Origin of the sequence: Vibrio sp. 2092, assembly GCF_033339635.1 — a bacterium.
GTDB lineage: Bacteria > Pseudomonadota > Gammaproteobacteria > Enterobacterales > Vibrionaceae > Vibrio > Vibrio alginolyticus.
This window is the reverse complement of sequence record NZ_JAWOUY010000004.1, coordinates 313,779-336,888: the sequence shown is the minus strand read 5'-3', so window position 1 is coordinate 336,888 and position 23,110 is coordinate 313,779. Positions and strand designations below refer to the sequence as shown.

23 protein-coding genes and 1 pseudogene are annotated in these 23,110 nt (G+C 43.7%); 13 read left to right on the top strand and 11 right to left on the bottom strand.

Features of this window, described 5'->3' with window-relative positions; genetic code table 11:
• Positions 1 to 62 precede the first annotated feature (62 nt).
• Positions 63 to 611 (bottom strand): hypothetical protein, encoded by a 549-nt coding sequence (locus R7P80_RS10090; protein ID WP_017635183.1) that lies wholly within the window; start codon positions 609 to 611, stop codon positions 63 to 65.
• 103 nt (positions 612 to 714) lie between these two features.
• Between R7P80_RS10090 and R7P80_RS10085 the strand changes: the two genes are divergently transcribed.
• The 4 genes from R7P80_RS10085 (at position 715) to secF (ending at position 4,939) form a co-directional block, all read left to right on the top strand.
• Positions 715 to 1,383 (top strand): SH3 domain-containing protein, encoded by a 669-nt coding sequence (locus tag R7P80_RS10085; protein ID WP_005385650.1) that lies wholly within the window; start codon positions 715 to 717, stop codon positions 1,381 to 1,383.
• A gap of 168 nt (positions 1,384 to 1,551) precedes the next feature.
• The gene (locus tag R7P80_RS10080; protein ID WP_005373572.1) at positions 1,552 to 2,031 is read left to right on the top strand and encodes a hypothetical protein; all 480 of its coding nucleotides are present in this window, start codon (positions 1,552 to 1,554) and stop codon (positions 2,029 to 2,031) included.
• Positions 2,032 to 2,195: 164 nt separating this feature from the next.
• Positions 2,196 to 4,034: a protein translocase subunit SecD gene (gene secD / locus R7P80_RS10075; RefSeq protein WP_005373570.1), complete on the top strand. Its 1,839-nt coding sequence runs from the start codon at positions 2,196 to 2,198 to the stop codon at positions 4,032 to 4,034.
• Between the two features lie 2 nt (positions 4,035 to 4,036).
• Positions 4,037 to 4,939 (top strand): protein translocase subunit SecF, encoded by a 903-nt coding sequence (secF, locus tag R7P80_RS10070; RefSeq protein ID WP_005373567.1) that lies wholly within the window; start codon positions 4,037 to 4,039, stop codon positions 4,937 to 4,939.
• A 58-nt stretch (positions 4,940 to 4,997) separates the two neighbouring features.
• Here secF and R7P80_RS10065 read toward each other — a convergent pair whose 3' ends face one another.
• Together R7P80_RS10065 and R7P80_RS10060 are read right to left on the bottom strand one after the other, a co-directional pair.
• Positions 4,998 to 5,264: a hypothetical protein gene (locus tag R7P80_RS10065; protein WP_017635186.1), complete on the bottom strand. Its 267-nt coding sequence runs from the start codon at positions 5,262 to 5,264 to the stop codon at positions 4,998 to 5,000.
• Positions 5,265 to 5,279: 15 nt separating this feature from the next.
• Complete coding sequence (locus R7P80_RS10060) at positions 5,280 to 5,900, bottom strand: LysE family translocator (RefSeq protein ID WP_021035942.1); 621 nt, start codon at positions 5,898 to 5,900, stop codon at positions 5,280 to 5,282.
• 739 nt (positions 5,901 to 6,639) lie between these two features.
• Here R7P80_RS10060 and R7P80_RS10055 point away from each other — a divergent pair.
• The 4 genes from R7P80_RS10055 to phaC all read left to right on the top strand — a co-directional run bounded on the left by R7P80_RS10055 (position 6,640) and on the right by phaC (position 10,835).
• Complete coding sequence (locus R7P80_RS10055) at positions 6,640 to 7,380, top strand: SDR family oxidoreductase (RefSeq protein WP_025767929.1); 741 nt, start codon at positions 6,640 to 6,642, stop codon at positions 7,378 to 7,380.
• A gap of 12 nt (positions 7,381 to 7,392) precedes the next feature.
• On the top strand, positions 7,393 to 8,601 hold the full coding sequence (locus R7P80_RS10050) for an acetyl-CoA C-acetyltransferase (RefSeq protein ID WP_031777157.1): 1,209 nt from the start codon (positions 7,393 to 7,395) through the stop codon (positions 8,599 to 8,601).
• Positions 8,602 to 8,645: 44 nt separating this feature from the next.
• Positions 8,646 to 8,993: a phasin family protein gene (locus R7P80_RS10045; RefSeq protein ID WP_005373550.1), complete on the top strand. Its 348-nt coding sequence runs from the start codon at positions 8,646 to 8,648 to the stop codon at positions 8,991 to 8,993.
• Positions 8,994 to 9,059: 66 nt separating this feature from the next.
• The gene (gene phaC, locus R7P80_RS10040) at positions 9,060 to 10,835 is read left to right on the top strand and encodes a class I poly(R)-hydroxyalkanoic acid synthase (protein ID WP_025767928.1); all 1,776 of its coding nucleotides are present in this window, start codon (positions 9,060 to 9,062) and stop codon (positions 10,833 to 10,835) included.
• A gap of 173 nt (positions 10,836 to 11,008) precedes the next feature.
• Here the strand turns inward: phaC and R7P80_RS10035 are convergent, their stop codons facing one another.
• The 6 genes from R7P80_RS10035 to napF form a co-directional block, all read right to left on the bottom strand.
• On the bottom strand, positions 11,009 to 11,143 hold the full coding sequence (locus R7P80_RS10035; protein WP_005373546.1) for a TIGR02808 family protein: 135 nt from the start codon (positions 11,141 to 11,143) through the stop codon (positions 11,009 to 11,011).
• An 11-nt stretch (positions 11,144 to 11,154) separates the two neighbouring features.
• Positions 11,155 to 11,733, bottom strand: a complete 579-nt coding sequence (locus tag R7P80_RS10030; protein ID WP_005373542.1) for a NapC/NirT family cytochrome c — start codon at positions 11,731 to 11,733, stop codon at positions 11,155 to 11,157.
• A 28-nt stretch (positions 11,734 to 11,761) separates the two neighbouring features.
• Positions 11,762 to 12,217, bottom strand: a complete 456-nt coding sequence (locus R7P80_RS10025) for a nitrate reductase cytochrome c-type subunit (RefSeq protein ID WP_005389061.1) — start codon at positions 12,215 to 12,217, stop codon at positions 11,762 to 11,764.
• A 78-nt stretch (positions 12,218 to 12,295) separates the two neighbouring features.
• Positions 12,296 to 14,785 carry a periplasmic nitrate reductase subunit alpha gene (gene napA, locus R7P80_RS10020; RefSeq protein WP_025767927.1) on the bottom strand — a complete coding sequence of 830 codons (2,490 nt, stop codon included), beginning with the start codon at positions 14,783 to 14,785 and terminating at the stop codon, positions 12,296 to 12,298.
• Positions 14,782 to 15,090, bottom strand: coding sequence for a chaperone NapD (locus R7P80_RS10015; RefSeq protein WP_005373535.1), 309 nt, complete (start codon positions 15,088 to 15,090; stop codon positions 14,782 to 14,784). Before R7P80_RS10015 ends, napA begins: the two co-directional genes overlap by 4 nt.
• Positions 15,091 to 15,137: 47 nt before the next feature.
• Positions 15,138 to 15,623, bottom strand: coding sequence for a ferredoxin-type protein NapF (gene napF / locus R7P80_RS10010; RefSeq protein WP_225491548.1), 486 nt, complete (start codon positions 15,621 to 15,623; stop codon positions 15,138 to 15,140).
• Positions 15,624 to 15,870: 247 nt separating this feature from the next.
• Between napF and narQ the strand changes: the two genes are divergently transcribed.
• Together narQ and R7P80_RS10000 are read left to right on the top strand one after the other, a co-directional pair.
• The gene (gene narQ / locus R7P80_RS10005; RefSeq protein WP_025767926.1) at positions 15,871 to 17,607 is read left to right on the top strand and encodes a nitrate/nitrite two-component system sensor histidine kinase NarQ; all 1,737 of its coding nucleotides are present in this window, start codon (positions 15,871 to 15,873) and stop codon (positions 17,605 to 17,607) included.
• A 4-nt stretch (positions 17,608 to 17,611) separates the two neighbouring features.
• Positions 17,612 to 18,226 (top strand): response regulator, encoded by a 615-nt coding sequence (locus R7P80_RS10000; protein ID WP_031777156.1) that lies wholly within the window; start codon positions 17,612 to 17,614, stop codon positions 18,224 to 18,226.
• Between the two features lie 90 nt (positions 18,227 to 18,316).
• Here the strand turns inward: R7P80_RS10000 and R7P80_RS09995 are convergent, their stop codons facing one another.
• Positions 18,317 to 18,490, bottom strand: coding sequence for a hypothetical protein (locus R7P80_RS09995; protein WP_005373524.1), 174 nt, complete (start codon positions 18,488 to 18,490; stop codon positions 18,317 to 18,319).
• Positions 18,491 to 18,751: 261 nt separating this feature from the next.
• On the opposite strand from R7P80_RS09995, the gene R7P80_RS09990 reads away from it, so the two are divergent.
• Both R7P80_RS09990 and pepT read left to right on the top strand, forming a co-directional pair.
• Positions 18,752 to 19,615 carry a DUF6279 family lipoprotein gene (locus R7P80_RS09990; RefSeq protein ID WP_053304525.1) on the top strand — a complete coding sequence of 288 codons (864 nt, stop codon included), beginning with the start codon at positions 18,752 to 18,754 and terminating at the stop codon, positions 19,613 to 19,615.
• A 170-nt stretch (positions 19,616 to 19,785) separates the two neighbouring features.
• A complete protein-coding gene (gene pepT, locus R7P80_RS09985; RefSeq protein WP_176311456.1) occupies positions 19,786 to 21,015 on the top strand; it encodes a peptidase T in 1,230 nt (409 codons plus the stop codon).
• Positions 21,016 to 21,097: 82 nt separating this feature from the next.
• On the opposite strand, the gene R7P80_RS09980 is transcribed toward pepT, so the two are convergent.
• The gene (locus tag R7P80_RS09980; protein WP_005373515.1) at positions 21,098 to 21,562 is read right to left on the bottom strand and encodes a dCMP deaminase family protein; all 465 of its coding nucleotides are present in this window, start codon (positions 21,560 to 21,562) and stop codon (positions 21,098 to 21,100) included.
• Between the two features lie 419 nt (positions 21,563 to 21,981).
• On the opposite strand from R7P80_RS09980, the pseudogene vmeY reads away from it, so the two are divergent.
• Positions 21,982 to 23,107, top strand: a pseudogene (gene vmeY, locus R7P80_RS09975) (multidrug efflux RND transporter periplasmic adaptor subunit VmeY).
• The last annotated feature ends 3 nt before the right edge of the window (positions 23,108 to 23,110 follow it).

Below are 23,110 nucleotides of genomic sequence, written 5' to 3'. Positions count from 1 at the left end.
ACGAATAACGTCCAATATTGGAGTGAAAAACCAACATCGTCTATTCAAAACTGGCTCTGTTTTTACTTCGAAACATCTTGAGCGTATTGAAGCGCTCGGGCTTCTTTATCATAGACTTGTGACAGAGTTTGATATTGTGAAGAGAGGCGCTTGTAATCTTCAGCAAGTTCCAAAGCGTTGGTGTTATACCATTCCGCAGTTATTTGATTGGCTGTTTTGTTTGACTCGCGGCACTTCTGGGCCAGTATCTCCCACCCATTTGCTGACCATTGGGATTGTGTGCTCAATTTAAGCAGCTGATTCGCTTTAGTTGTGAGCTCTTCTTTGTATTGAATCGATGCTTTTAATTGCGCTTTGAACACATTTTGGTTCGACTTGGCACGCCAAAGTAGCACGAGCTCATGCAGTGAAAAGGTTTCGGACAATAACTGACGCTGTTTATGTTCGGTCAAAAGTGTATTGAATACCTCAACATGCTGATTGTAATTGGACTCTAAACGATTGAATTGGGTAAGATTGTCATTCCACGACGATGGGTTACATTGAATATTGGCGTGCCCCGTTATCGGGAACAGAAGAAATAGTAGTATCCAATTGAGTCTGTTGATCATTATTGCTCGCGTTAGTTGACTTGCTCTTTTGAGTATATACCCAAATTTCTACGACATGCGTGCTGCTGGTGGGATAAGAATAAAGAATGAAAAGGAAAAGGGCATGAAGAAAATTCTCGTCGCATTGATTGTCATGCTGTTGCTCGGCGGAGCGGGGGCTGGATACTATTTCTTCTTTATGCAGAAAGATGAACCTGAAGCACCAAAGGCTACACAAGTCGAGCAATCGTCACTGCAAAAAGAAACATCCAAACCGATTCTGGATTTAGAAGCCGTTCCCCCGGAAGTTACCGAGTACTACGTTATTGAGCGTCGTGTCAATGTTTACAACAAGCCTAACCCTAATGCTTTAGTTGTCGATACGCTCTATAAGGGAGAAAAAGTATCGGTGTTAGAAAAAGTAGATGGGTGGTACCGAATCTCCGGCTATCTTGTCTATGAAGAGGGTGGAGAAGAAAAAGCCGAATGGTTGAATGCTGAAGGGTTATCGGATGCAGAGCCAGTTATTAAAGAGCAAGAGCGCTTAGAGATATTGGATGAATACCTACAGAAGTCGGATGATTTAAAAGTTCACTTGGATATTTTCCGTAAGAAAACACAGCAATTGTTAGACGATGAAACCTGTGATCCGAGTGATTTTGAGGAGCTCGGAGGCTGGGTTCGTTCTGTGACGTTCAAAAAGCGCAACGTTTACTTCATCTATTGTGGCGGTTTGGAGCAAGAGAACAAGATCTACTTAGATGTTGATAAGGGCGATATTTTTTATCGATAACTCACCACCAATTACACTAGTTTTCTAAAGACGTTTTGATAAATGCAATAACGATGCAAACCTGAAATCAGAGATTTATAACTTTTTAGTTGTGAACCATAATCAATAGGAATACTATCAACGAGTCAAGTGACCTAACTTGGCTCTTTGTGTTTTTAGTGAGTTCCTATGCCTTGGATTTACCTTAGAAAGTTGATTTTGCTGCTATTTGCAATGGTATTGCTACCAGTGCATGTATCTGCTGCGCAAATCGACCACAAGGCTCACGTACCGCACTTTTCTAAGCTACAACCTTTTGTAGCCGTAAGTGTATCGCCAAACTCTTCCGTCGATTTTTCTGAAGTTTCAGAAGAAAGCTCTCAATCTCCAGTATCTGAAGGCCATGCAAGTCTCGATTCCGTTGCTTTGTTTAACTCTCAGCGCTGGACGTCTTACTTACGGGAAGGGCTTGATGACGAGCACGTAGATTTTGTCGGCGATCTCACTACTCCGTTTTACGCTGATGCGGGTTACGCATACAGCTTGATGGACATTAACTGGCGTCACAACCAGTCCACATTTTATCATTTCACAAGCGATCATCGCATTTCTGGTTGGAAAGAGACCAATGCCATGTACGTCGCACTCAATAGTCAGTTTTCTGCCTAAACACCATTTATTTGCACCATTGTGCACTCTTAACACGACGATTGTATTCGACAGGACGTGAGCGTTCTGAGCATTTCATACCCTGAATTTATTCTGGGAGCATCTGTCGTGTGTTAAGCCTTGTTATTAAAAGCTTCACTTCATTGTGAAGGGATGATGTTTACATGAAAAAAACACCAAAGCAGCAAAAGAACAGAAAGCTGATGAATCACTACTCAGCTTGGAAATATGTCGTATTAATCACGACGGTCATTATTTTAACCCTAAGTGCTATACCAACTTGGTTTGGCGAACAGCCTTCTATCCAGTTGACGTTTGCGGATCAAAACAACAGTGAAATGTCGGTTGTTCATCTGAATCAACTGCTAAAAACCAACCATATTTCAGCCGACAAAATCATCGAAAAAGACGGCAAAACAACCATTGTATTCGATGGTGAAGATGCGCAAAGTAAAGCTCGTGCGTTGTTAAACAAAGAGCTAAATAAAGACGACAGCATCACTTTCTCATACGTATCGGTTGCGCCAGAATGGTTGAATGAGATGGGCTTTAGCCCAATTAAACTCGGTCTTGATCTTCGTGGTGGCGTTCAGTTCTTGTTGAATGTTGATGTGAATAAAGCGTTTGAAGAGCAACGTGATGCGTTGATTGATGAAATCAAAGCGAATCTGCGTGATCAACGTGTTCGTGGTGTGCAAGTTCGAGCAGAAAGCGGCAACCGAATTACGGTAAACAGTGACAGCGAGCAAGCATTGTCGGAAGTAAACAAGTTCTTGCGTCAAAACTACCCGGGCTGGATTTCAAAAAGTTCATCTCGTGGCTTTGTGCTTGAACCGAGTGAACAAAATATCCAAGAATTTCAATCGTCGACTCTTCAACAAAACCTGAAGATCATGCGTGGTCGTATTGAAGAACTTGGTATCACAGAAGCACTAGTGCAACGCCAAGGTAAAGAGAGCATTCGAATTGAGCTCCCTGGTGTACAAGATCCTGCTCAAGCGAAAAACGTTATTGGTGCAACAGCAAGCTTGGCGTTTTATGAAGTGAAAGATGCGAGCCAAGCACACAGCAGCCAAGATCTTGTTCTTCAAGATAATGACGGTCGTACTGTGATTTTGGCAAAACGACCAGTTCTAACGGGCGAGCACATCGTGAACGCTCGTGCTGGTGTCGACAAAATGGGCATGTCAGAGGTAAATATCTCTCTTGACCACGCTGGTGGTAAGAAAATGAGTGACTTCTCAGCGACTCACATCGGCAAGCCAATGGCGACCGTTTACCGTGAATACAAAACAAACGATCGCGGTGTAACTGAGCGTAGTGAGCGCGTTATCAGCGTCGCGACTATTCAATCTCAGCTTGGTAGCCAGTTCCGTATTACTGGGGCAGGTAGCATGGACGATGCGCAGCAGTTGGCGCTATTGCTTCGCGCGGGGTCACTGACCGCGCCAGTTACTATTGTGGAAGAGCGAACAATCGGTGCTTCTCTGGGTGCAGAAAACATTGAAAACGGCTTTGCAGCACTGGCTTTAGGTATGGGACTAACACTGACCTTTATGGCACTTTGGTACCGCCGCTTAGGTTGGGTAGCGAACGTGGCGCTTTGCGCCAACATGCTTTGTTTGCTTGGCTTAATCGCCTTGTTACCAGGAGCGGTTCTAACGCTTCCGGGTATTGCCGGTTTAGTGTTAACCGTCGGTATGGCAGTAGACACCAACGTTATTATCTTTGAACGTATTAAGGACAAAATGCGTGAAGGCCGCAGCTTCGCTCAAGCGATTGATCTTGGCTTTGACAGCGCATTCTCGACCATCCTTGATGCCAACATTACTACCATGATCACCGCCGTGATTTTGTACGCCATCGGTAATGGCCCAATCCAAGGCTTTGCCTTAACACTCGGATTAGGTTTGTTAACCAGTATGTTTACAGGCGTATTTGCCTCTCGAGCAATGATCAATTTAATTTGGGGCCGCGATGCCCGTCGTGATGTGAGGGTTTAATCATGGTCGAAATGCTAAAACAAAATATTCGTAAAATTCGTTACTTTACTACGCTAGTTTCCATCATTTTAACGGTGATCGCGATCGTCGCTCTAGGCTTTAAAGGGTTGAACCTAGGTTTGGACTTCACTGGCGGTATGGTGACAGAAGTAAAGGTAGATAAGCAGCTAACTAACCATGATCTGCTTGACGTTCTGCAACCAAAGCTTGGTGAATCTGCGTCAGTGACACGCTCTGGTGAAGATGGCCGTTGGGTGATTCGTTACTCTGCGCCGGAAGATGGACAAACGTTGCCAAGTGTAGAAGAGGTGTTGAAGCCAATCTCTCACCAAGTTGATGTTGTCAGCAACAGTATAGTTGGCGCTCAAGTTGGCCAAGACTTGTTTGAACAAGGTGGCTTAGCATTGTTGATTTGTGTGTTGAGTATTCTCGGTTACTTGTGTTTCCGTTTTGAGTGGCGTTTGGCCAGTGGTTCACTGTTTGCTTTGGCCCATGATGTGATCTTAGTGCTTGGTTTCTTTGCAATTACTCAAATGGAGTTCAACTTAACCGTTTTTGCAGCGGTGTTAGCAATTTTAGGTTACTCATTGAATGACTCGATCATCATTGCAGACCGAATCCGTGAGCTGTTGATTGCGAAACAGAGTTGGAAAACAGAAGACATCAATGATCAAGCTGTTATCGCGACGTTTTCACGCACTATGGTGACATCTGGTACGACATTGATCACTGTTGGTGCATTATGGATTATGGGAGGAGCGCCTTTGGCTGGTTTCTCAACCGCCATGTTTATTGGCGTTCTGTCGGGTACATGGTCTTCGATTTCGATTGGTACTGTGCTGCCGGAGTGGTTGAAACTGGAGCCGAAACATTATCTTCCAGTTGAGATTGACGCAGCGCCGTAGCATTATTTTTAAGGTAAAAGTGCTTGCGCCACTCATCTTGAGTGGCGCTTTTTTGTGCTTATTTCACGCGCATCAAGCGATGTTTCACAAGTCCCAAATCGAACTCTAAGACTTGTGAGCGCTTCATTGCTTCGACTTTATTCAACATCGACTCTTGGTAGCCTTTCTTCTTCATCCACTGAAGAGGTACAGAGAAAGCATCTTCATTAACGACATAAGACTCGCCTTTATGCTCACCGCTATAGACGTTCACAACCCAAACTCGGGCTTGAAAGTCCAATACTTCACCCATGACTTTAGCGATTTTATTCAGAATATTTTTCATTGTTTCCAGTTTGCCTTAGCTTAGTAGCAACCAGACACCAACCCCCATCATTAAAGTGCCTGCGATACGGTTCATTAGGCGTACATTCTTAGACTGACCTAATACGTGTTTCAACCCTTTACCACCAGTAGCGTACAGAGACATGCAAATGAACTCAAACAGTAAAATAATGGAGACAAGTATGATCAGTTGCGGTGCAAGTGCTGCGTTTTGGTCTATAAAAGGCGGTAAAAGAGAAATCATAAATGCCCAGCCTTTTGGGTTTGCGATTGCGGTAACGAAGCCTTGCATGATAAGTGCGATATTGTCACTCTTTGGTGTTTCTAAGTTGTCGACATTAATCGCAAGTTTCCCTCGCGACCGCCACATTTCAACACCAAGATAGAGTAAATAACCGCCACCAATGAACTTTAACGCGATAAACATCCAAGGATAATTGAGCATAATCGCAGCGATACCTAACACCGCAGAGACTGACACCAGCGCAACACCGAGAAGCTCTCCTATCATCATCCATAACGTGCGACGATAACCGATACTCATACCTAACGTTAGGGCGAGAGTCATGCACATACCAGGCGTGATTGAGACAAAAAAGAAAGTAGGGATGAACATACTGAGCAATGCAAGATTCATATCTGTTGATGATTTAGTGATTAAAGAGAAGCCACAAAGATAGTGCAAAGTGGAAAAGGATGCTACTACAAAGCGAACGATTACTTTCACTAGTAGCTAGTTGATGTTCTTCGAATATATAAATTTAAAATGAAATTATATTTTAATCTATGCGTCATAATAGTGCGTATTGCACCAGTATGAGACAAGCTCTTATATCATTTTTAGATTAAATATATTTAATTTATTATATTTTATCGGTATTAATCATCACTGTATTAAAATAATCGAATTGATAACTAAATTATCATTAAATGCAGTAATTAAATGATATGTTTGATAATTATTTTTACTGATAATTGAATTATTATTCTAATCTCAAGTTTGTTGTAATCATATAGGCTTAAAATTCAGATCTTAAATCATGACATAATGTAACGTCTACCATTCTGTATGTAAGTTCATGATATTTAATAATTATGTTTCTATTTCTGTTGGTGTGGCTTTTGTGGAAGTGTGATTTAAAACAATGACTTATGTAAAATTAACCATTTTATAACATTTCACGGGTAATGAGATCTAAATCAATCTTATGCAATTGGATGAGTTTTTTATTTGAAATGTAATATTTCTAGGTTAACTTAAAATAAAGGCAGCACGGGATTGGTTGTCAAAAGAATAAATAAACATGTCAGTTGGTGAACTATTTCATCAGTGTATTAAGTTTGCTTTTTAAATGCCGTTAAGAATGGAGTCTTCAATGAAGAAAGTCGCTTTGATCACTGGATCAAAAGGCGGAATTGGTTCTGCTATTTCCTCTCAATTAGTCAATGACGGTTACCGTGTAATCGCTACTTATTTCACAGGTAACTACGAATGTGCGCTGGAGTGGTTCAACAGCAAAGGGTTTACCAAAGATCAGGTTCGCCTTTTTGAGTTGGATGTAACAAACACGACAGAGTGTGCAGAGAAATTGGCGCAATTGCTTGGGGAGGAAGGAACCATTGATGTTGTTGTCAACAACGCAGGAATCACACGTGATGGCGTGTTTAAAAGGATGACTGCGCAAGCTTGGAATGATGTCATTAATACCAACCTCAATAGTTTATTCAACGTTACGCAACCCCTCTTTGCTGCAATGTGCGAAAAAGGCGGTGGTCGTGTCATCAATATCTCTTCAGTCAATGGTCTTAAAGGGCAGTTTGGTCAAGCAAACTACTCGGCGGCGAAAGCTGGGATGATCGGTTTCTCTAAAGCCTTAGCATACGAAGGTGCTCGCTCGGGTGTGACAGTTAATGTTATCGCTCCGGGTTACACGGGTACGCCAATGGTTGAGCAAATGAAGCCAGAAGTGCTGGAATCCATCACGAACCAAATTCCAATGAAACGTCTTGCGACACCAGAAGAAATTGCAGCATCAGTGAGCTTCTTGGTCAGCGATGCGGGCGCCTACATCACCGGAGAGACTTTGTCGGTGAACGGCGGCCTATACATGCACTAAGGAGAGAAGATGATGGAAAAAGTATTTATCGTAGCGGCGAAGCGTACTCCAATTGGTGCTTTTGGTGGCAGCCTGAAAAATACTTCTGCTGGCGATCTGGCAGCAGTAGCGATTAAAGGCGCGTTGGAAGCGGCAAAGTTGCCTGGCGACAAGGTTGACGAAGTGATTGTTGGCAACGTTGTTGGTGCAGGTCAAGGAATGGGTGTTGGCCGCCAAGCGGCACTGTTTGCGGGGATTCCTGAATCTGTTCCTGCATATGGCGTAAACATGGTTTGCGGTAGTGGCATGAAAACGGTCATGGATGCCGTGTCCCATATCCGTAGTGGCGATGCTGAGATCGTTGTTGCAGCGGGTGTTGAAGTCATGTCTCAGATTCCGTTTGCCGCACCAAGCAGCATTCGTGATGGCAACAAAATGGGCAATCTGGAGCTAAAAGATCTGCTCGTAGCGGACGGTTTAACCGATGTTTACAACCAATATCACATGGGTGTGACGGCAGAAAACGTAGCAAAACAAATCGGCTTAACTCGCCAGCAGCAAGACGAATACGCGCTGTCTAGCCAACAGAAAGCGGTAGCCGCTATCGAAGCTGGCAAATTTCAAGACGAAATTGTGCCAGTGGAAGTAAAGCAACGCCGTGAAACCGTGATGTTTGATACGGATGAATACCCAAAAGCGAACGCGACAATGGAAGCCTTAAGCAAGCTACGTCCTGCTTTTGACCGCGAAGGCACTGTGACTGCGGGTAATGCATCAGGCATTAACGATGGCGCGAGTGCGATTATCGTGGCGTCTGAAAGCGCAGTTAAAGCGCATGGATTAACGCCGCTTGCTGAGATCGTAAGCTATGCGCAATCGGGTCTTGATCCGAAGATCATGGGCCTAGGTCCTGTAGAGTCGGTCAATAAAGCACTCGAAAAAGCGGAACTCACAGTAAATGACATTGACGTTTACGAGTTAAACGAAGCATTTGCAGCGCAAGCACTTGGCGTGATTCATCAGTTGGCGGAAACAAACCAAGTTCCAGTTAACGCGATTCAAGATAAAGCGAACTTTAACGGTGGTGCTATCGCGCTAGGACACCCGCTTGGTGCATCTGGCAACCGAATCTTAGTCACGCTGGTTCACGAGCTTCATAAGCAAAATGGTCAATATGGCGTTGCTTCACTTTGTGTGGGCGGCGGCATGGGCACGGCTGTGGTTGTAAAGACAGTTAAGTAATTATTTAAACGGACATTTTTAATTCTTTCTCTAGGAGACAAACCATGTACACAGATTTCTTCAAAACATTTAGCGATCAAACTGAAAAAAATCTAGAACCTTACTTGAAGTTCAACAAGCTAGTGACAAAAAACGTAGAAGTGTTGACCGAGCTTCAATTGAACGCCATTCGCACATACAGTGAAGTGGGTCTAAACCAGATGAAAGCAGCGACAGAAATCAAAGACGTAACGTCATTGACTGCTTTCAACAGTCAGCAACTAAGCGTACTTACTAAACTTTCTCAACAAATGATGGATGACAGCAACAAGCTTCAAGCGATTGCAAAAGAGTTCAAAGAAGACGTTGAGAAAATGACTTCGGAAAATCTAAAGACTGTTACTCCAGCGTAATTTGTCCGATTCTCGCCGCCCCTAGATTTGGGCGGCGTTGTTTTTTCCGAATATAGGAGTAAGACTATGTTTCAACACTTCTTTTCGGACTATCTTGTGAAGCTTCAGGAAACCAATCATCAGTGGTGGCATGATTTCGAAGTGAACAAGGCAGTCGTGAACTCTCCTTTAAACAAGGCCATGCAAGAAGTGAACTTTGAGGATACTGCCAAACTGTTCGAACAAGCTGCGAATCAGCCTGCTGCGATTTTAAAGCTGCAAGCACAGTGGTGGGAACAGCAGCTGCAAATTTGGCAGAATGTTGCATTGGCAGGGAACCAAGCACAAATCGTCGAAGCTGAAAAAGGGGATAAGCGTTTCTCAAACGAAGCGTGGCAAAATGAAGCCATGTATAGCTTCATCAAACAATCCTACCTTTTATTTAGTAAGACCTATCTGGACACCATCGAGTCTTTGGAAGGCTTAGATGAAAAGACGAAAGAACGTATTATTTTTTTCTCTCGCCAAGCCATTAACGCCCTTTCTCCTTCCAACTTCATCGCCACTAACCCAGAGCTTTTGAAGCTGACACTTGAGCAAAACGGTCAAAACTTACTGGCAGGCTTAGAGCAGTTGAAAGAAGACGTTGAGTCGAGCGCAGACATTTTAAAAATTCGTATGACGAATAACAATGCATTCCGTGTGGGCGATGACGTTGCGACGACACAGGGCAATGTGGTTTTTCAAAACGAATTGTTTGAGTTGATTCAATATCGACCTCTAACAGAGAAAGTGAATGCGACGCCGCTGCTCATCGTCCCACCTTTCATCAATAAATACTACATCCTTGATTTAACAGCAAAGAACTCAATGGTTCGATGGTTGTTAGAGCAGGGGCACAGTGTATTTATGATGTCTTGGCGTAACCCAGGCAAGGCACAAGCGCACATAGAGTTTGGTGACTACGTGACAGAAGGCGTGGTGAAAGCCGTCGCTGCAATTGAAGATATAACAGGACAAGAGCAAATCAATGCGGCTGGTTATTGTATTGGTGGTACTGTTTTAGCAAGCACGGTTGCGTACTACGCTGCAAAACGTATGAAGAAGCGCATTAAGTCTGCCACTTTCTTCACCACGTTGCTCGACTTCTCTCAACCAGGTGAAGTCGGCGCGTATATCAATGACACCATTGTTAGTGCAATTGAAGCGCAAAATAACGCAAAAGGGTATATGGACGGCCGTTCCTTAAGCGTGACGTTTAGTTTACTGCGTGAAAACAGCTTGTACTGGAACTACTACGTAGACAACTACTTGAAAGGCAATAGCCCAGTCGATTTTGACTTGTTGTACTGGAATAGTGACAGCACCAACGTCAGCGCTGCATCTCACAATTTCTTGCTTCGCGAGCTCTATTTAGAGAACAAGCTGGTGCAAGATAAAGGCGTCAAAATTGGTGGAGTATGGATTGATCTAAATAAGATCAAAATTCCTAGCTATTTTGTGTCAACGAAAGAAGACCACATTGCGTTATGGCAGGGAACTTACCGTGGTGCGCTGAACACGGGTGGCAACAAAACGTTTGTCCTCGGTGAGTCTGGTCATATTGCGGGCATCGTGAACCCTCCAGCTAAAAATAAGTATGGTTATTGGTTGAACGATAATTTGGATGACTCTGCTGATGAGTGGTTGAATAACGCGGAACACAAAGAGGGATCGTGGTGGACACACTGGAACGAGTGGTTACTCCAATTCAACCCTAAAGAGCAAGTTGAGCCTTTCTCTATTGGCTCAGAAAACCATCCGGTTATTGATGAAGCGCCAGGACAATACGTCAAACAGGTTCTGCCAGTAAAAGAATCTTAAACAACTCCCTATAGCAGTAAATCTTAGCGGCCTTTATGGTCGCTTTTTTTATGTATGATTGCTTGTTTATTTATTGTTGGCAGTACCATTGAGCAATAAATAAAAAGCGCCGAGCATTTGCTCGGCGCTCAGTGTCAACAAATAGGCTAGTTGACGAGTAGAGATGCGTTACGTTACACCTCTTTATCCTTACCAAATGACAGCAGCCAGAGAGAGATTGCTGCTACCGCCACAAAGCCGGAAAGAATAATCACTGGCATAGCACTGTAGCCAAGGATATGCCAAATTACAGATTCTAATGTACTCATGGTAAGTCTCCTTAGTGCCAGCCTTCAACGCCGCTCATGTCTGGTAGTTTGTGCGCAATACCTTTGTGACAGTCTACACATGTTTTCTCGCCTGAGGCTAGAGCGGTGGAGTGCTGTTCTGCCGCACGTGATCCTTGCTGAGAGTAATCCATGAAATCAAACTCATGACAGTTACGACATTCAAGAGAGTCATTCTTTTTCATACGTGCCCACTCTCGCTCTGCGAGGTGTCCACGACGCTCTTGGAACTTCTCTGGCGTATCGATCGTCTTCGTTACGAAGTGTGCAAATAGCTCTTTAGATGCCTGTACTTTACGAACGATCTTATCCGTCCATTCATGAGGAACGTGACAGTCTGAACAAATCGCACGAACACCAGATCGGTTGGAGTAGTGAATTGTTTCTTGAATTTCAGCAACGATCGGCGCGTGACAGCCAGAACAGAATTCTTCTGTGTTGGTTGCTTCCATACCTGTGTTGAATGCGCCCCAAAATAGAAGGCCACCAGCGAAGCCTAGAAATAAAACCACACCAGCGGCAGCTTTACTCGGGCTCGACAGTCTCTTCCAAAACGCTTTAAGTATTTTCATAAGTAACCTCTTAGTACTCGCGTTTCAATTACTGAAGCGAATCGACTGCCTTAAACTCGTTTTCCACTAGTGGCTTTGCATCCGTTTGTGGAACGTGACATTGCAAACAGAAGTAACGACGTGGAGACATATCTGCCAGTACCGCATCTTCTCTGTTTACATAGTGCGTTACGCTAATTTTAGTCGCACCTGACTCTTTTGCATTTTTCCAGCTATGGCATGCAAGACACTTGTTAGCATTTAACGAAATTTCGTAGTGACGAATGCTGTGTGGGATCAACGGTGGTTGATAAACATAGCTGTCTTCAACAATTTGATCTTTAGGGAAGTCTTTGAACTCGTCTGCTGGACGCGTATCTTCCAATTGAGACATTCCACGTAAAGATTCTAGACCTCCAATACCACCTGGATTATCCAACTCAGCTTGCGCAATGCCTGTCACTAACGCACCTACAGATAAAACTGCGACAAGTAATTTTTTCATCATTTCATCTCCGCCTTTATGGCTTAAATTCTTTATTAGGCCGCCATAATGACGGCCGTAGCATTCAGTATCTGAAGGTTAAGAAATCTTAGTGATTTTGACTGGGCACTTCTTAAAGTCTGTCTGTTTAGACAATGGATCAGTCGCATCTAGGATAAGCTTGTTAATCAAAATACGTGCATCAAAGAACGGTACGAATACCAAGCCTTTTGGCGGACGGTTACGACCGCGAGTTTCAACACGAACGCGTACTTCACCGCGTTTGTTTGCCATGAGTACTTCTTCACCACGACGAACATTGCGTGCTTTTGCGTCTTCTGGATGCATGTAACACACTGCGTCTGGTACTGCTTTGTATAATTCAGGTACACGACGAGTCATGGTGCCTGTGTGCCAATGCTCAAGAACACGACCAGTACATAACCACATATCAAATTCATCGTTCGGTACTTCTGGTGGCGCTTCGTATGGCGCGGAAATGATCTTCGCTTTGCCATCAGCATTGCCGTAGAAGTCCCAACCAGAACCTTCTTTTGCGTATGGGTCTGAACCTTCTTTAAAGCGCCACTGTGTTTCTTTACCATCAACAACAGGCCAACGTAGACCACGTACTTGATGGTAGCGGTCGTATGGAGCCAAATCATGCCCGTGACCACGGCCAAATGTTGCGTATTCCTCAAACAGACCCTTTTGGACATAGAAACCGAAGTGGTGAGCATCGTCATTCAGTTCACGAGCTTCTTCGATAGGGAATTTGTCGACGTTACCATTGCGGTAAAGTACGTCGTACATTGTTTTACCACGGTATTGAGGCGCTTTCGCTAGAAGCTCTTCAGGCCACACTTCTTCCATTTTGAAGCGTTTCGAGAACTCCATTAGTTGCCAAAGGTCCGATTTTGCTTGACCGACTGTGCCCACTTGTTGGTACCAAGCTTGGGTACGACGCTCTGCGTTACCGTAAGCACCTTCTTTTTCAATCCACATTGCGGTAGGAAGAATAAGGTCTGCTGCTTGTGCTGTTGCTGTCGGGTATGGGTCAGACACAACGATGAAGTTTTCTGGGTTGCGGTAACCTGGAAGACGTTCTGTGTTGATGTTTGGACCGGCTTGCATGTTGTTGTTACATTGAACCCAGTAACAGTTCAGAACGCCGTCATTCAGCATACGGTCTTGCAATACGGCGTGGAAGCCAGGTTTTGGTGGAATCGTACCTTCTGGCAGTTTCCAGATGTCTTCTGCAATCTTACGGTGTTTAGGGTTAGCAACCACCATGTCCGCTGGCAGGCGGTGAGCAAACGTACCAACCTCACGAGCGGTACCACATGCTGATGGTTGGCCCGTTAGTGAGAATGGGCTGTTCCCCGGGGTCGAGATCTTACCGGTTAGTAGGTGGATGTTGTAAACCAAGTTATTCATCCATACACCACGAGTATGTTGGTTCATACCCATCGTCCATAGAGACATCACTTTCGTGTTTGGATCCGCGTATTGCTTCGCAAGCTCGATAAGCTTCTCTTTCTCAACACCAGAGATTTCAGATGCTTTTTCTACTGTGTATGGCGCTACTGATTTCTTGTACTCTTCGAATGAGATAGAAGTGAGTTTGCCAGAGTTCGGGTTCTTCGCTGCTTTTTGTAGCGGATCATCGTCACGTAGACCGTAGCCGATGTCAGTGTCTGCTTGAGTGAAGTTCGTGTGTTTGTTCACGAAGTCCCAGTTTACTGCATCGTTTTCGATGATGTAGTTTGCGATGAAGTTAGCAATTGCAAGGTCAGACTGAGGATTGAAAATGTAGCCGTGGTCTGCCAACTCAAATGAACGATGGTAGTAAGTAGAAAGCACGTTCACTTTAACGTGAGGGTGGCTTAGGCGGCGGTCAGTAATGCGAGTCCATAGAACCGGGTGCATCTCTGCCATGTTTGAGCCCCAAAGAACGAAAGCGTCTGCGTTCTCAAAGTCATCGTAACAACCCATTGGCTCATCGATACCGAATGCGCGCATGAAACCTACAACGGCAGAAGCCATACAGTGGCGAGCGTTTGGATCAATGTTGTTTGATCGGAAGCCTGCTTTCATTAACTTTGATGCAGCGTAGCCTTCCATTACTGTCCATTGGCCTGAGCCAAACATACCTACGCTTGTTGGGCCTTTTTTCTCGAGGGAAGCTTTCCATTTCTCAGCCATGATGTCGAAAGCGTCATCCCAAGAGATAGGTGTAAATTCACCATCTTTGTGGAATTTGCCATCTTTCATTCGTAGCATCGGTTGAGTTAGACGGTCTTGACCGTACATGATCTTAGAAAGGAAGTAACCTTTGATGCAGTTCAGACCTTTGTTTACTGGTGCTTCTGGGTCACCCTGTGTTGCTACCACTTTGCCGTTTTGAGTGCCAACAAGAACAGAACAGCCTGTACCACAGAAACGACAAGGTGCTTTGTCCCATGTGATTTTGGTTTGATCAGAGCTTGCAATCAGGTTGGCTGCAGATGCTGGTAGTGTCACACCTGCGACAGCAGCAGCTGATGCAGCCGCGTTTGCTTTCACAAACGCACGTCTTGTCATTTTCATACTTCACCCTCGATTTGGGAATGTTGTGTTCCAGTGTCTTCTTCATCCGTTTCTTCAAGCCCAGTTTCGATTTGGTGATAAACCAATACCGTGCTTAAGACGTTCGGTAAATTGTTAATGGCATCGATAGTGTCTGTGATGAAACCTTGGTTCTCAGTTTCAAGTACGACGATAATCTTGCCTTCAGGACTGTCACCATAGATTTCCGCATTTTCGTGTGCTTCTATCTTTTGTTTGATTTCGTCCAAATGTTCCGGCAGCACATGTACTACCAAACTTGAAATATGCACTTCATTTAGTGACATATAGCTCTCTCATTTATTTTTATTGCCTTTGGCCGACGACATTCGGCTTAGGCTGTTATATTGCTCACATTGATGGATGAAGTCGGGCACACTGAAACACAGGCGCCGCAGCCGTTACACTCATCAAGGTCTAAATTGGGTTGTGCTACTTTCCCCAGTTCTAATTTGAACTGAATTGCCATCGGGTCGCACATATCCCCACAGCTTCGGCATTCGACATTTTGTTTTGCTAAGCAGTTATCGTTGATACTTGCTTTTGCTTGCCAAGGTTGTTCTGTTTTTGGCAAGAAAAGGGGCTCAGGACAGGCGTTTGCACATTGATAGCAAAATGTGCATTCATCGATGGAAAAATCGACCGAGGGGAATCCGCCATCACTTTTGGTTATAATCTTTGTTTCACAGGCCTCAATGCATTTACCGCAGCGAGTGCAATCGTCCGTAAACTGTTCCGGTTTAGTTAACCAAGGCAAACGTACGGCGTTGTCGGGGTGCGCTTTTCTTGCAAAGAGTCTTCTTCTGGAAAGGTCTACCACTTAGTCACCTCGAAACTTGGAACCCAAACTAAGCATAGTCCACAATTTTCATTAATAAACTGTCATTTAAACTAACGAAATTGTAGTTTTTGACATATTTGTATAAATACCTCTTAGGGGGTAAATGGTATGCAATATTGTTTTGGATCAATAAATTCCGTCGCAGGTGATCACATATTGATAAAGTTGAAAGGTAATGGGTTCATTGCACGTACAAATAGGATTGTTAATGGGCGAGGAACTCAGATTGTTTAAAAATGTGAAAAAGTCAGTGACGCGCACGATTGCGTCCGCGATGCTTCTTATTTTGCTGCTCTCAGTCGCTACGACTGGTTTTGCGATTTTTACGTTAGCGTCCAGTTTGAACGATGCTGAAGCCGTCAATGTTGCTGGCTCGATGCGAATGCAAAGCTACCGTCTGGCGAATGATATTCAGGTTAAATCTGTTGACTATTCTTCACATATTGACGCATTTGAACATTCGATATATTCACCTTCAATGAAAGCGCTTCAGCATTGGTCTGTGCCTGAAGACATCACTCACGATTACTACCGTCTTATTATCAGATGGCATGAACTCAAGGCGGTGCTTAGAGGAGACAACCCGGCAGAATATCAACTCCTAGTGGCCGGTTTTGTTGAACAAATCGATGAGTTTGTATTTAAGCTGCAAAGCTTTTCGGAGCAAAAACTGATTAACTTAGCCTGGATCGGCGGGTTAGGGTTGGGTGGCATCCTTTGTGTCAGTATGTTTGTCGTTCATTTTGTGCGCCTCGAAGTTGTTCGGCCTCTGCGTGCCTTAGTTTTTGCTAGCGAGCAAATTAAAAATCGCTCATTCAATATATCGCTCAATGTATCTAGCGATAATGAAATGGGAATACTGACTCGAACCTTTAACCGGATGGCGACAGACCTTGGTAAGTTGTACCGAGGATTAGAGCAAGCGGTTGATGAGAAAACACGTAAATTGCAGCATGCCAACCAGTCTTTAGAAGTGCTGTATGACTCGTCAAAAGAACTCACGGCGTCGCGTATTAATCAAGACAATTTCCAGGCGATTTTGCAGCATATTGTCAGTCTTGAGGGCATTAAAGCGGTCAAACTTGAAATCGAGCAGCTGGGAGAACCGAGCTGGATATTGATGGAAGGAGAAGAATGCTGCCAAGATTGTGATGAAGATTGCCACGGTAAAGCCCTGATGCTAGATGGCGAGCACTTGGGCTATTTATATTGGAAAGCAGGGTTACCTTGTCCGAACGAGGCTCTTATTGACAACTTCGTGCAGATTTTATCACGCGCCGTGTATTACAATCGGGCGCAGCGCCAAGCAGAACAAATTCTGCTGATGGAAGAGCGAGCCACTATTGCTCGGGAGTTGCATGATTCATTGGCTCAAGCACTCTCTTACTTAAAAATTCAGGTCGCTTTGTTAAAGAGAAGCGTAAAGAACTTACCTGACGAAAAGGCGATCGCGCAGGCTAATCAAGTTATTGCTGAGCTAGATACGGGCTTATCTGCGGCTTATACGCAGTTACGCGAGTTGCTGACGACGTTTCGTCTTACGATTAAAGAGGGCAGTTTTGGCCAAGCATTGCAAGACATGGTTGAAACGCTCAGTGAACAAACTGCTGCGGACATTACGCTAAAAAATAGACTTTCATCAACTGAACTGGATGCACATCAGCAGGTTCATTTACTACAGTTGATAAGAGAAGCGGCAATTAATGCTATCAAACATGCGCAAGCAGATAATATTCACATTCAATGTCTCGATAATGATGGAAAAGTCACAGTAACCGTTAGCGACGATGGAATAGGCTTTGAACATCAAGACGAAAAATTAAATCATTACGGTATGAGTATCATGCAAGAGCGGGCCGCTAGACTGCATGCCGATCTTCACATCGAAGCATCGATAAACAAAGGTTGTACCGTAAAATTAGAATTCCAACATAGTAAGGAAGTAAACAGTGACAGTGTGTAAAGTAATGCTGGTGGATGATCATCCACTCATGCGAAGAGGTATCCACCAGCTTTTAAGCTTTGAGCCTGAGTTTGAGGTTATTGCAGAAGCAAGTAATGGCGCGGATGCAGTAGCGAAAGCGCATGAGCTGGAACTGGATCTTGTACTTCTTGATCTTAATATGAAAGGCATGTCTGGCCTTGATACTTTGCAAGCACTGCGTGCAGATGGCTGTGAAGCCAGAATTGTCATTCTAACCGTTTCAGATAGCCCAGCAGATATCGAAGCAATAGTTCGAAGTGGTGCCGATGGCTATTTATTGAAAGACACTGAGCCCGATGAGTTGGTTGAGTTGCTAAAACAAGCGCACCAAGGGGACAAGGCATACAGCCAAGAAGTTTCTAAGTATTTGAGTGAACGTTCAGAGCAAGAGGACGTGTTTGATACACTGACCGATCGTGAATCGCAGATCTTAAGAGAGGTGGCAAGAGGTTTCCGCAACAAGCAAATTGCCGATCGTCTTTTTATCTCTGAGTCTACGGTTAAAGTACATATGAAGAGTTTACTTAAAAAGCTTCAAGTTCCTTCTCGTACTGCAGCAACCGTCCTTTATCTTGAGCGCTTTGGCGACATCAAATAACATTGTTGGATTTGAATCTGTAATAATAAATAAAATCAAACAGTTATATTGATTCTGACGAATAAAAAAACCGCCTGTTAGGCGGTTTTTTTACTTGTCTGGGCGAATAGAGTACAAGTCACTGTTGTGCTTACCACACTCCAAATAGTACTGATAAGCCACTTTTTTGCTTTCAGCAATGACTCTCATGCAGTGCATTTTCCCCTGTTCAAAATATCGAATCTCATATTCTACACTGGTATCAAGTTGCTCAGCGGCTGCCATACTTCGCCTCCATAAACCATCCAAAAAACATCCATGCAAATTATATGCCGTTATAGGGAGCGTCGTTCGGTACGTTTTTTAGCCGATAATTGCGCTCTAACTCACTTTTTTGCGGATAGCTGTGATCAAAAAGTTAATTTCAAACTCTATATATTATTAAGGTGGCAATCAATATTTGTCACACTGGTGTAAGTTTGCCGCAATACTAAGTGATACAGGTTGAGTATAGAACTTAATCAACAGAAAAGGGAATACGAATAAGTGACTAAATTAAAGGATGTATCTAATAAGGCGCTTCGTTATGGCCTTCTATTTTGTTTCGTATTTCTGCTTGCCGGTTGTGCGAAAAAGTTTTTATACAGCAATATCGATTGGTTCGTGCTCGATTACTTAGAGGACTATGTCTCGTTGCAAGGGGAACAAGAAGTCCTAGTGGAAGAGCGCTTATTATTGTTGGCAGACTGGCACAAGAAAGAGGAGTTACCATTATATATCGAACATTTAAAAGACCTTGAGAGATTAAAAGCGAGCGATATCACCTTAAATTACTTACAACAAAATCGAGATAGAACGCGAGCGCATTACGATAGAGTGGTAAGCAAAGCAGCACCAGATCTTTTTGCGTTAAGTTTGCAATTAACGAAAGAGCAAGAACGCGAGTTTTTGAGTAATGTACAAGAACATTATCAAGAGCGAAACGCAAAATATGCCGATAAGACAGAAGACGAAGTGCGTGAAATTATTCTGGATAACACTGAAGAGTGGATGGAAGAATGGCTGGGGAATCTATCAGGAAATCAGCGTCAATTAGCTCAAACATTTTCTCAGCAAGTTATTTTAAACAGCCCTTTATGGAGAGATTATCGAGCCACGGTATATCAAGAGCTCGAATACTTGTTCGACAACAAATCTAATGTTGTGACTTATCAAGATATATTTATGCGACTCTTGTTCGAGCCAGAGAGTTATTATAGTGAGCAGCTTTCTCTGAATATTGACTCTAACTTTGCATTGGTTGATCAACTGACATTAGATGTTTCTCGTTCGATGACCGATAAGCAATGGCGTCATTTTCGTGAAAAGGTTAAAGAGTGGCGAGTACTGGCAGAGGAACTTTTAGATTAAATTCGTGCTTCAATTAGCGAGGGCAAAGTGCAGAAGCCTTTCTTATCAAAAAATGATTCAAAGCAAATTCTTATTGAACTAAGAGCGTAACATAGCGTGAGGTTTGATGAGGCAACGTCAGCTTATCAATGCGTGATAAGGCCTCATCGTACAAAACAATGAGAATAAATATGAAACATTTAGTTGAAAGATTTCTTCGATACGTCACGTTTGATACCCAATCCAATCCACATGTGACGCTTTGCCCAAGTTCACCTGGTCAGCTTGTGTTTGCTGAGTTACTTAAAAAAGAGATGATCGAGCTTGGTTTAAGTGACGTGATTTTGGATAAAAATGGCTACTTGATGGCTAAACTGCCAGCCAATGTTGATTATGAGGTTCCTCCTATCGGCTTCATTGCCCATATGGATACCGCGCCGGATGCATCTGGCAAAAACGTAAAGCCGCAATTCATCGAAGATTACCAAGGTGGCGATATTGCATTAGGGTTGGGGGATGAAGTGCTATCTCCCGTGCAATACCCCGATTTACATCACCTACATGGCCACAATCTTATTACTACCGATGGCACTACATTACTTGGCGCGGATAACAAAGCCGGTATCGCAGAGATTCTTTCCGCGGTAGCTCTGCTACTGGAAAACCCAGACATTCCACACGGCGACATTTGTATCGGCTTTACTCCGGATGAAGAAATCGGTCGTGGTGCAGATTTGTTTGACGTTAAAAAGTTTGGCGCGAAATGGGCATACACTATAGATGGTGGCCCGCAAGGTGAATTGGAATACGAAAACTTTAATGCAGCAAACGCTGATGTAATTTTTCATGGAGTTAGCGTTCATCCAGGTACCGCAAAAGGCAAAATGGTCAATGCGATGAACTTGGCTGCGAAATTTCAAGTTCAAATGCCCCAAGATCAAACTCCGGAAACAACCGAAGGTTACGAAGGGTTCTTCCATTTAAAATCGGCAGAAATGGGCGTTGCACGAAGCGAGCTAGGTTACATTATTAGAGACTTTGACCGTCAAAGACTTGAGGATCGAAAAGCCTTTATGCAGAAACTCGTCGATGAAATGAACACGGGTTTACGCCATGGTTCTGTAGAGCTAAAGATAAAAGACAGCTATTACAATATGAGAGAAATGGTTGAGCCTTACCCTCATATCATTGAGCTGGCAAAGCAAGCGATGGAAGCGTGTGATGTGGAACCGATTATAAAACCTATTCGTGGTGGTACAGATGGTGCTCGTTTATCTTTTATGGGTTTGCCGTGCCCGAATATCTTCACCGGTGGTTTTAACTTCCACGGAATTCATGAGTTTATTTCTGTTGAAATGATGGAAAAATCAGTACTCGTTATTGTCAAAATTGCTGAGCTCACAGCGAAAAAACACAGTTAAAAGACTACGTCGAGACCTCTTGCAGATTTAATAACAAAATAGCCCAGATCTCTCTGGGCTATTTAAATATTAAGATGGAATACTAGCGCACGTCTTTGTCTTCAATTTCAATGTCTTCTAGTGGTAACCAGTCGACTTTCACACCCGCTTGATCGAACATATCTTGACTGACTTGGATTTTATCTCCCCAGCGAGATAAAAAGTCTTCAGACTGCTCAGGGCAGTGTACGTGTGAGATCCCTGTTTGAATGATCTTTGCCGCGCAGTTAGGGCAAGGAAAATGCGTTACCCAAATATCACATCCGTCTAAGTCACGTTTTGAGAACAAAATTGCGTTCTCTTCCGCGTGCAGTGTTTTAAGGTATTTCAACTCGCGCTCATCGGTGTCGACACTGTCAGAAACACCATGCGGATAGCCATTAAATCCAACAGATACAATGCGATTCTGTTTAGTAATAACGGCACCGACTTGTGTTGATGGGTCCTTACTCCAAGACGCCACTAGTTCTGCCATCTGGTAAAAGCGTTTCGCCCATTTAGAAATCATAGTCATCCTCTCTGTCGAAGGCGTTGAATTAATTGAATGATAACCCATTTATATTAAAAAAATAGTCAAAATCGGGGTCTTGAGTATGAAGGCGTCACTTTTCACCTTTTTAGCCACAAAACGTTCTTATCTTGAGCACTGAATCTCACTTTACGTCCGAATACAATACTCCCGTTAGTGTTTCCAAGCACACGCTAAAATTCGCGATCTCCTAAGGCGTATATTAAATAGTTATGATTGAGTTGTATGTATATTGCTCATTGAATACCACTGTTAACTAAATTACTTTATTTTCCTTTTGTTTCTCATGTTTACATTTAGAAACACCTTGGGCGCTTTTCAGTGAAGTTTTCAGTGGCAGCAAGGAGTAAGGTTGATAGGAATTCAACAATATCCTGTTCTATAAAGACGGTAAATACATGCAAAAGAAACCACTTGTCGCACTAATGGCGGCTACAGCAATCCTCGCTGGATGCGGGGAAGCTAATAATGCCCAAACGAAAGGTCAAGCGCCTCTCGTAGTGACTCAGGATGTCACGGTTATCGACTACCAACCGAGCAAGTCTTATATCGGTCGCATTGAAGCAGTAGAAGATACCAATATTACCGCGCAGATTTCTGGCTACTTAAAAGCTCGTCACTTTGAAGAGGGGCAAATGGTAGAAAAAGGGCAGCTCCTTTACTCTATCGAGCCATCTTCTTTTGAAGCCCAAGTCGCGAGTGCTAAAGCCGCACTTGCACAAGCTAAAGCGGCGCTAAAAAAAGCCGAATTAGATCATACTCGAGGTAAAAACTTGTTGCCTCGCGGTAGTATCTCTCAATCTGAGTTTGATGCTTTAACTGCGGCACTTCTTGGTGCGAGAGCAGAGCTAGAAGCGGCAAATGCTCAACTTAAACTTGCTGAAGTTAACCTTTCCTATACTCAAATCCGAGCACCTTTTAGCGGACGTATTAGTGATACCAAAGTGAGTACGGGTGATCTGGTTTCTCCATCATCTGGCGTGCTGACGACATTGGTGAGCTTAGACCCAGTGCATACTTCATTTAGTGTGAGTGAGCGCGAGCGTTTAGCTATGGGTATGGATCAAGTAAAAGGTGATGGCTCGGCTGAATCAAACCGCGTTGAAGTTCAGCTTGAACTGGAAAATGGACAGTTTTTTGAGCATCTCGGTAAGCTTGATTTCTTAGGTAATCGTATTGACACCAAAACGGGTACGATTGCTATGCGCGCTAGTGCCAAACCCAGAGCAGAAGTTACTTCCGGGTCAACACATCAAAGTGAACTTGAGAGATAAGAACACGAAAGACGTTATTGTTATCCCACGACGTGCCGTACAGACTGACTTAGAAGGTGACTTTGTGATGGTGATGGCTGAGGGAAGTGTGGCAGAGCGTCGTAACGTCGAGCTTGGCCCTCAGGTTGAACAAGGCATTATCATTCGAGAAGGGCTCGATCAGGAAGATACGGTTATTACACAAGGCCTACAACGTGTGCGTAATGGTGTAGAAGTGCGCCTTCAAGCACCTGCTGAAGATAAGCAGTAGGGG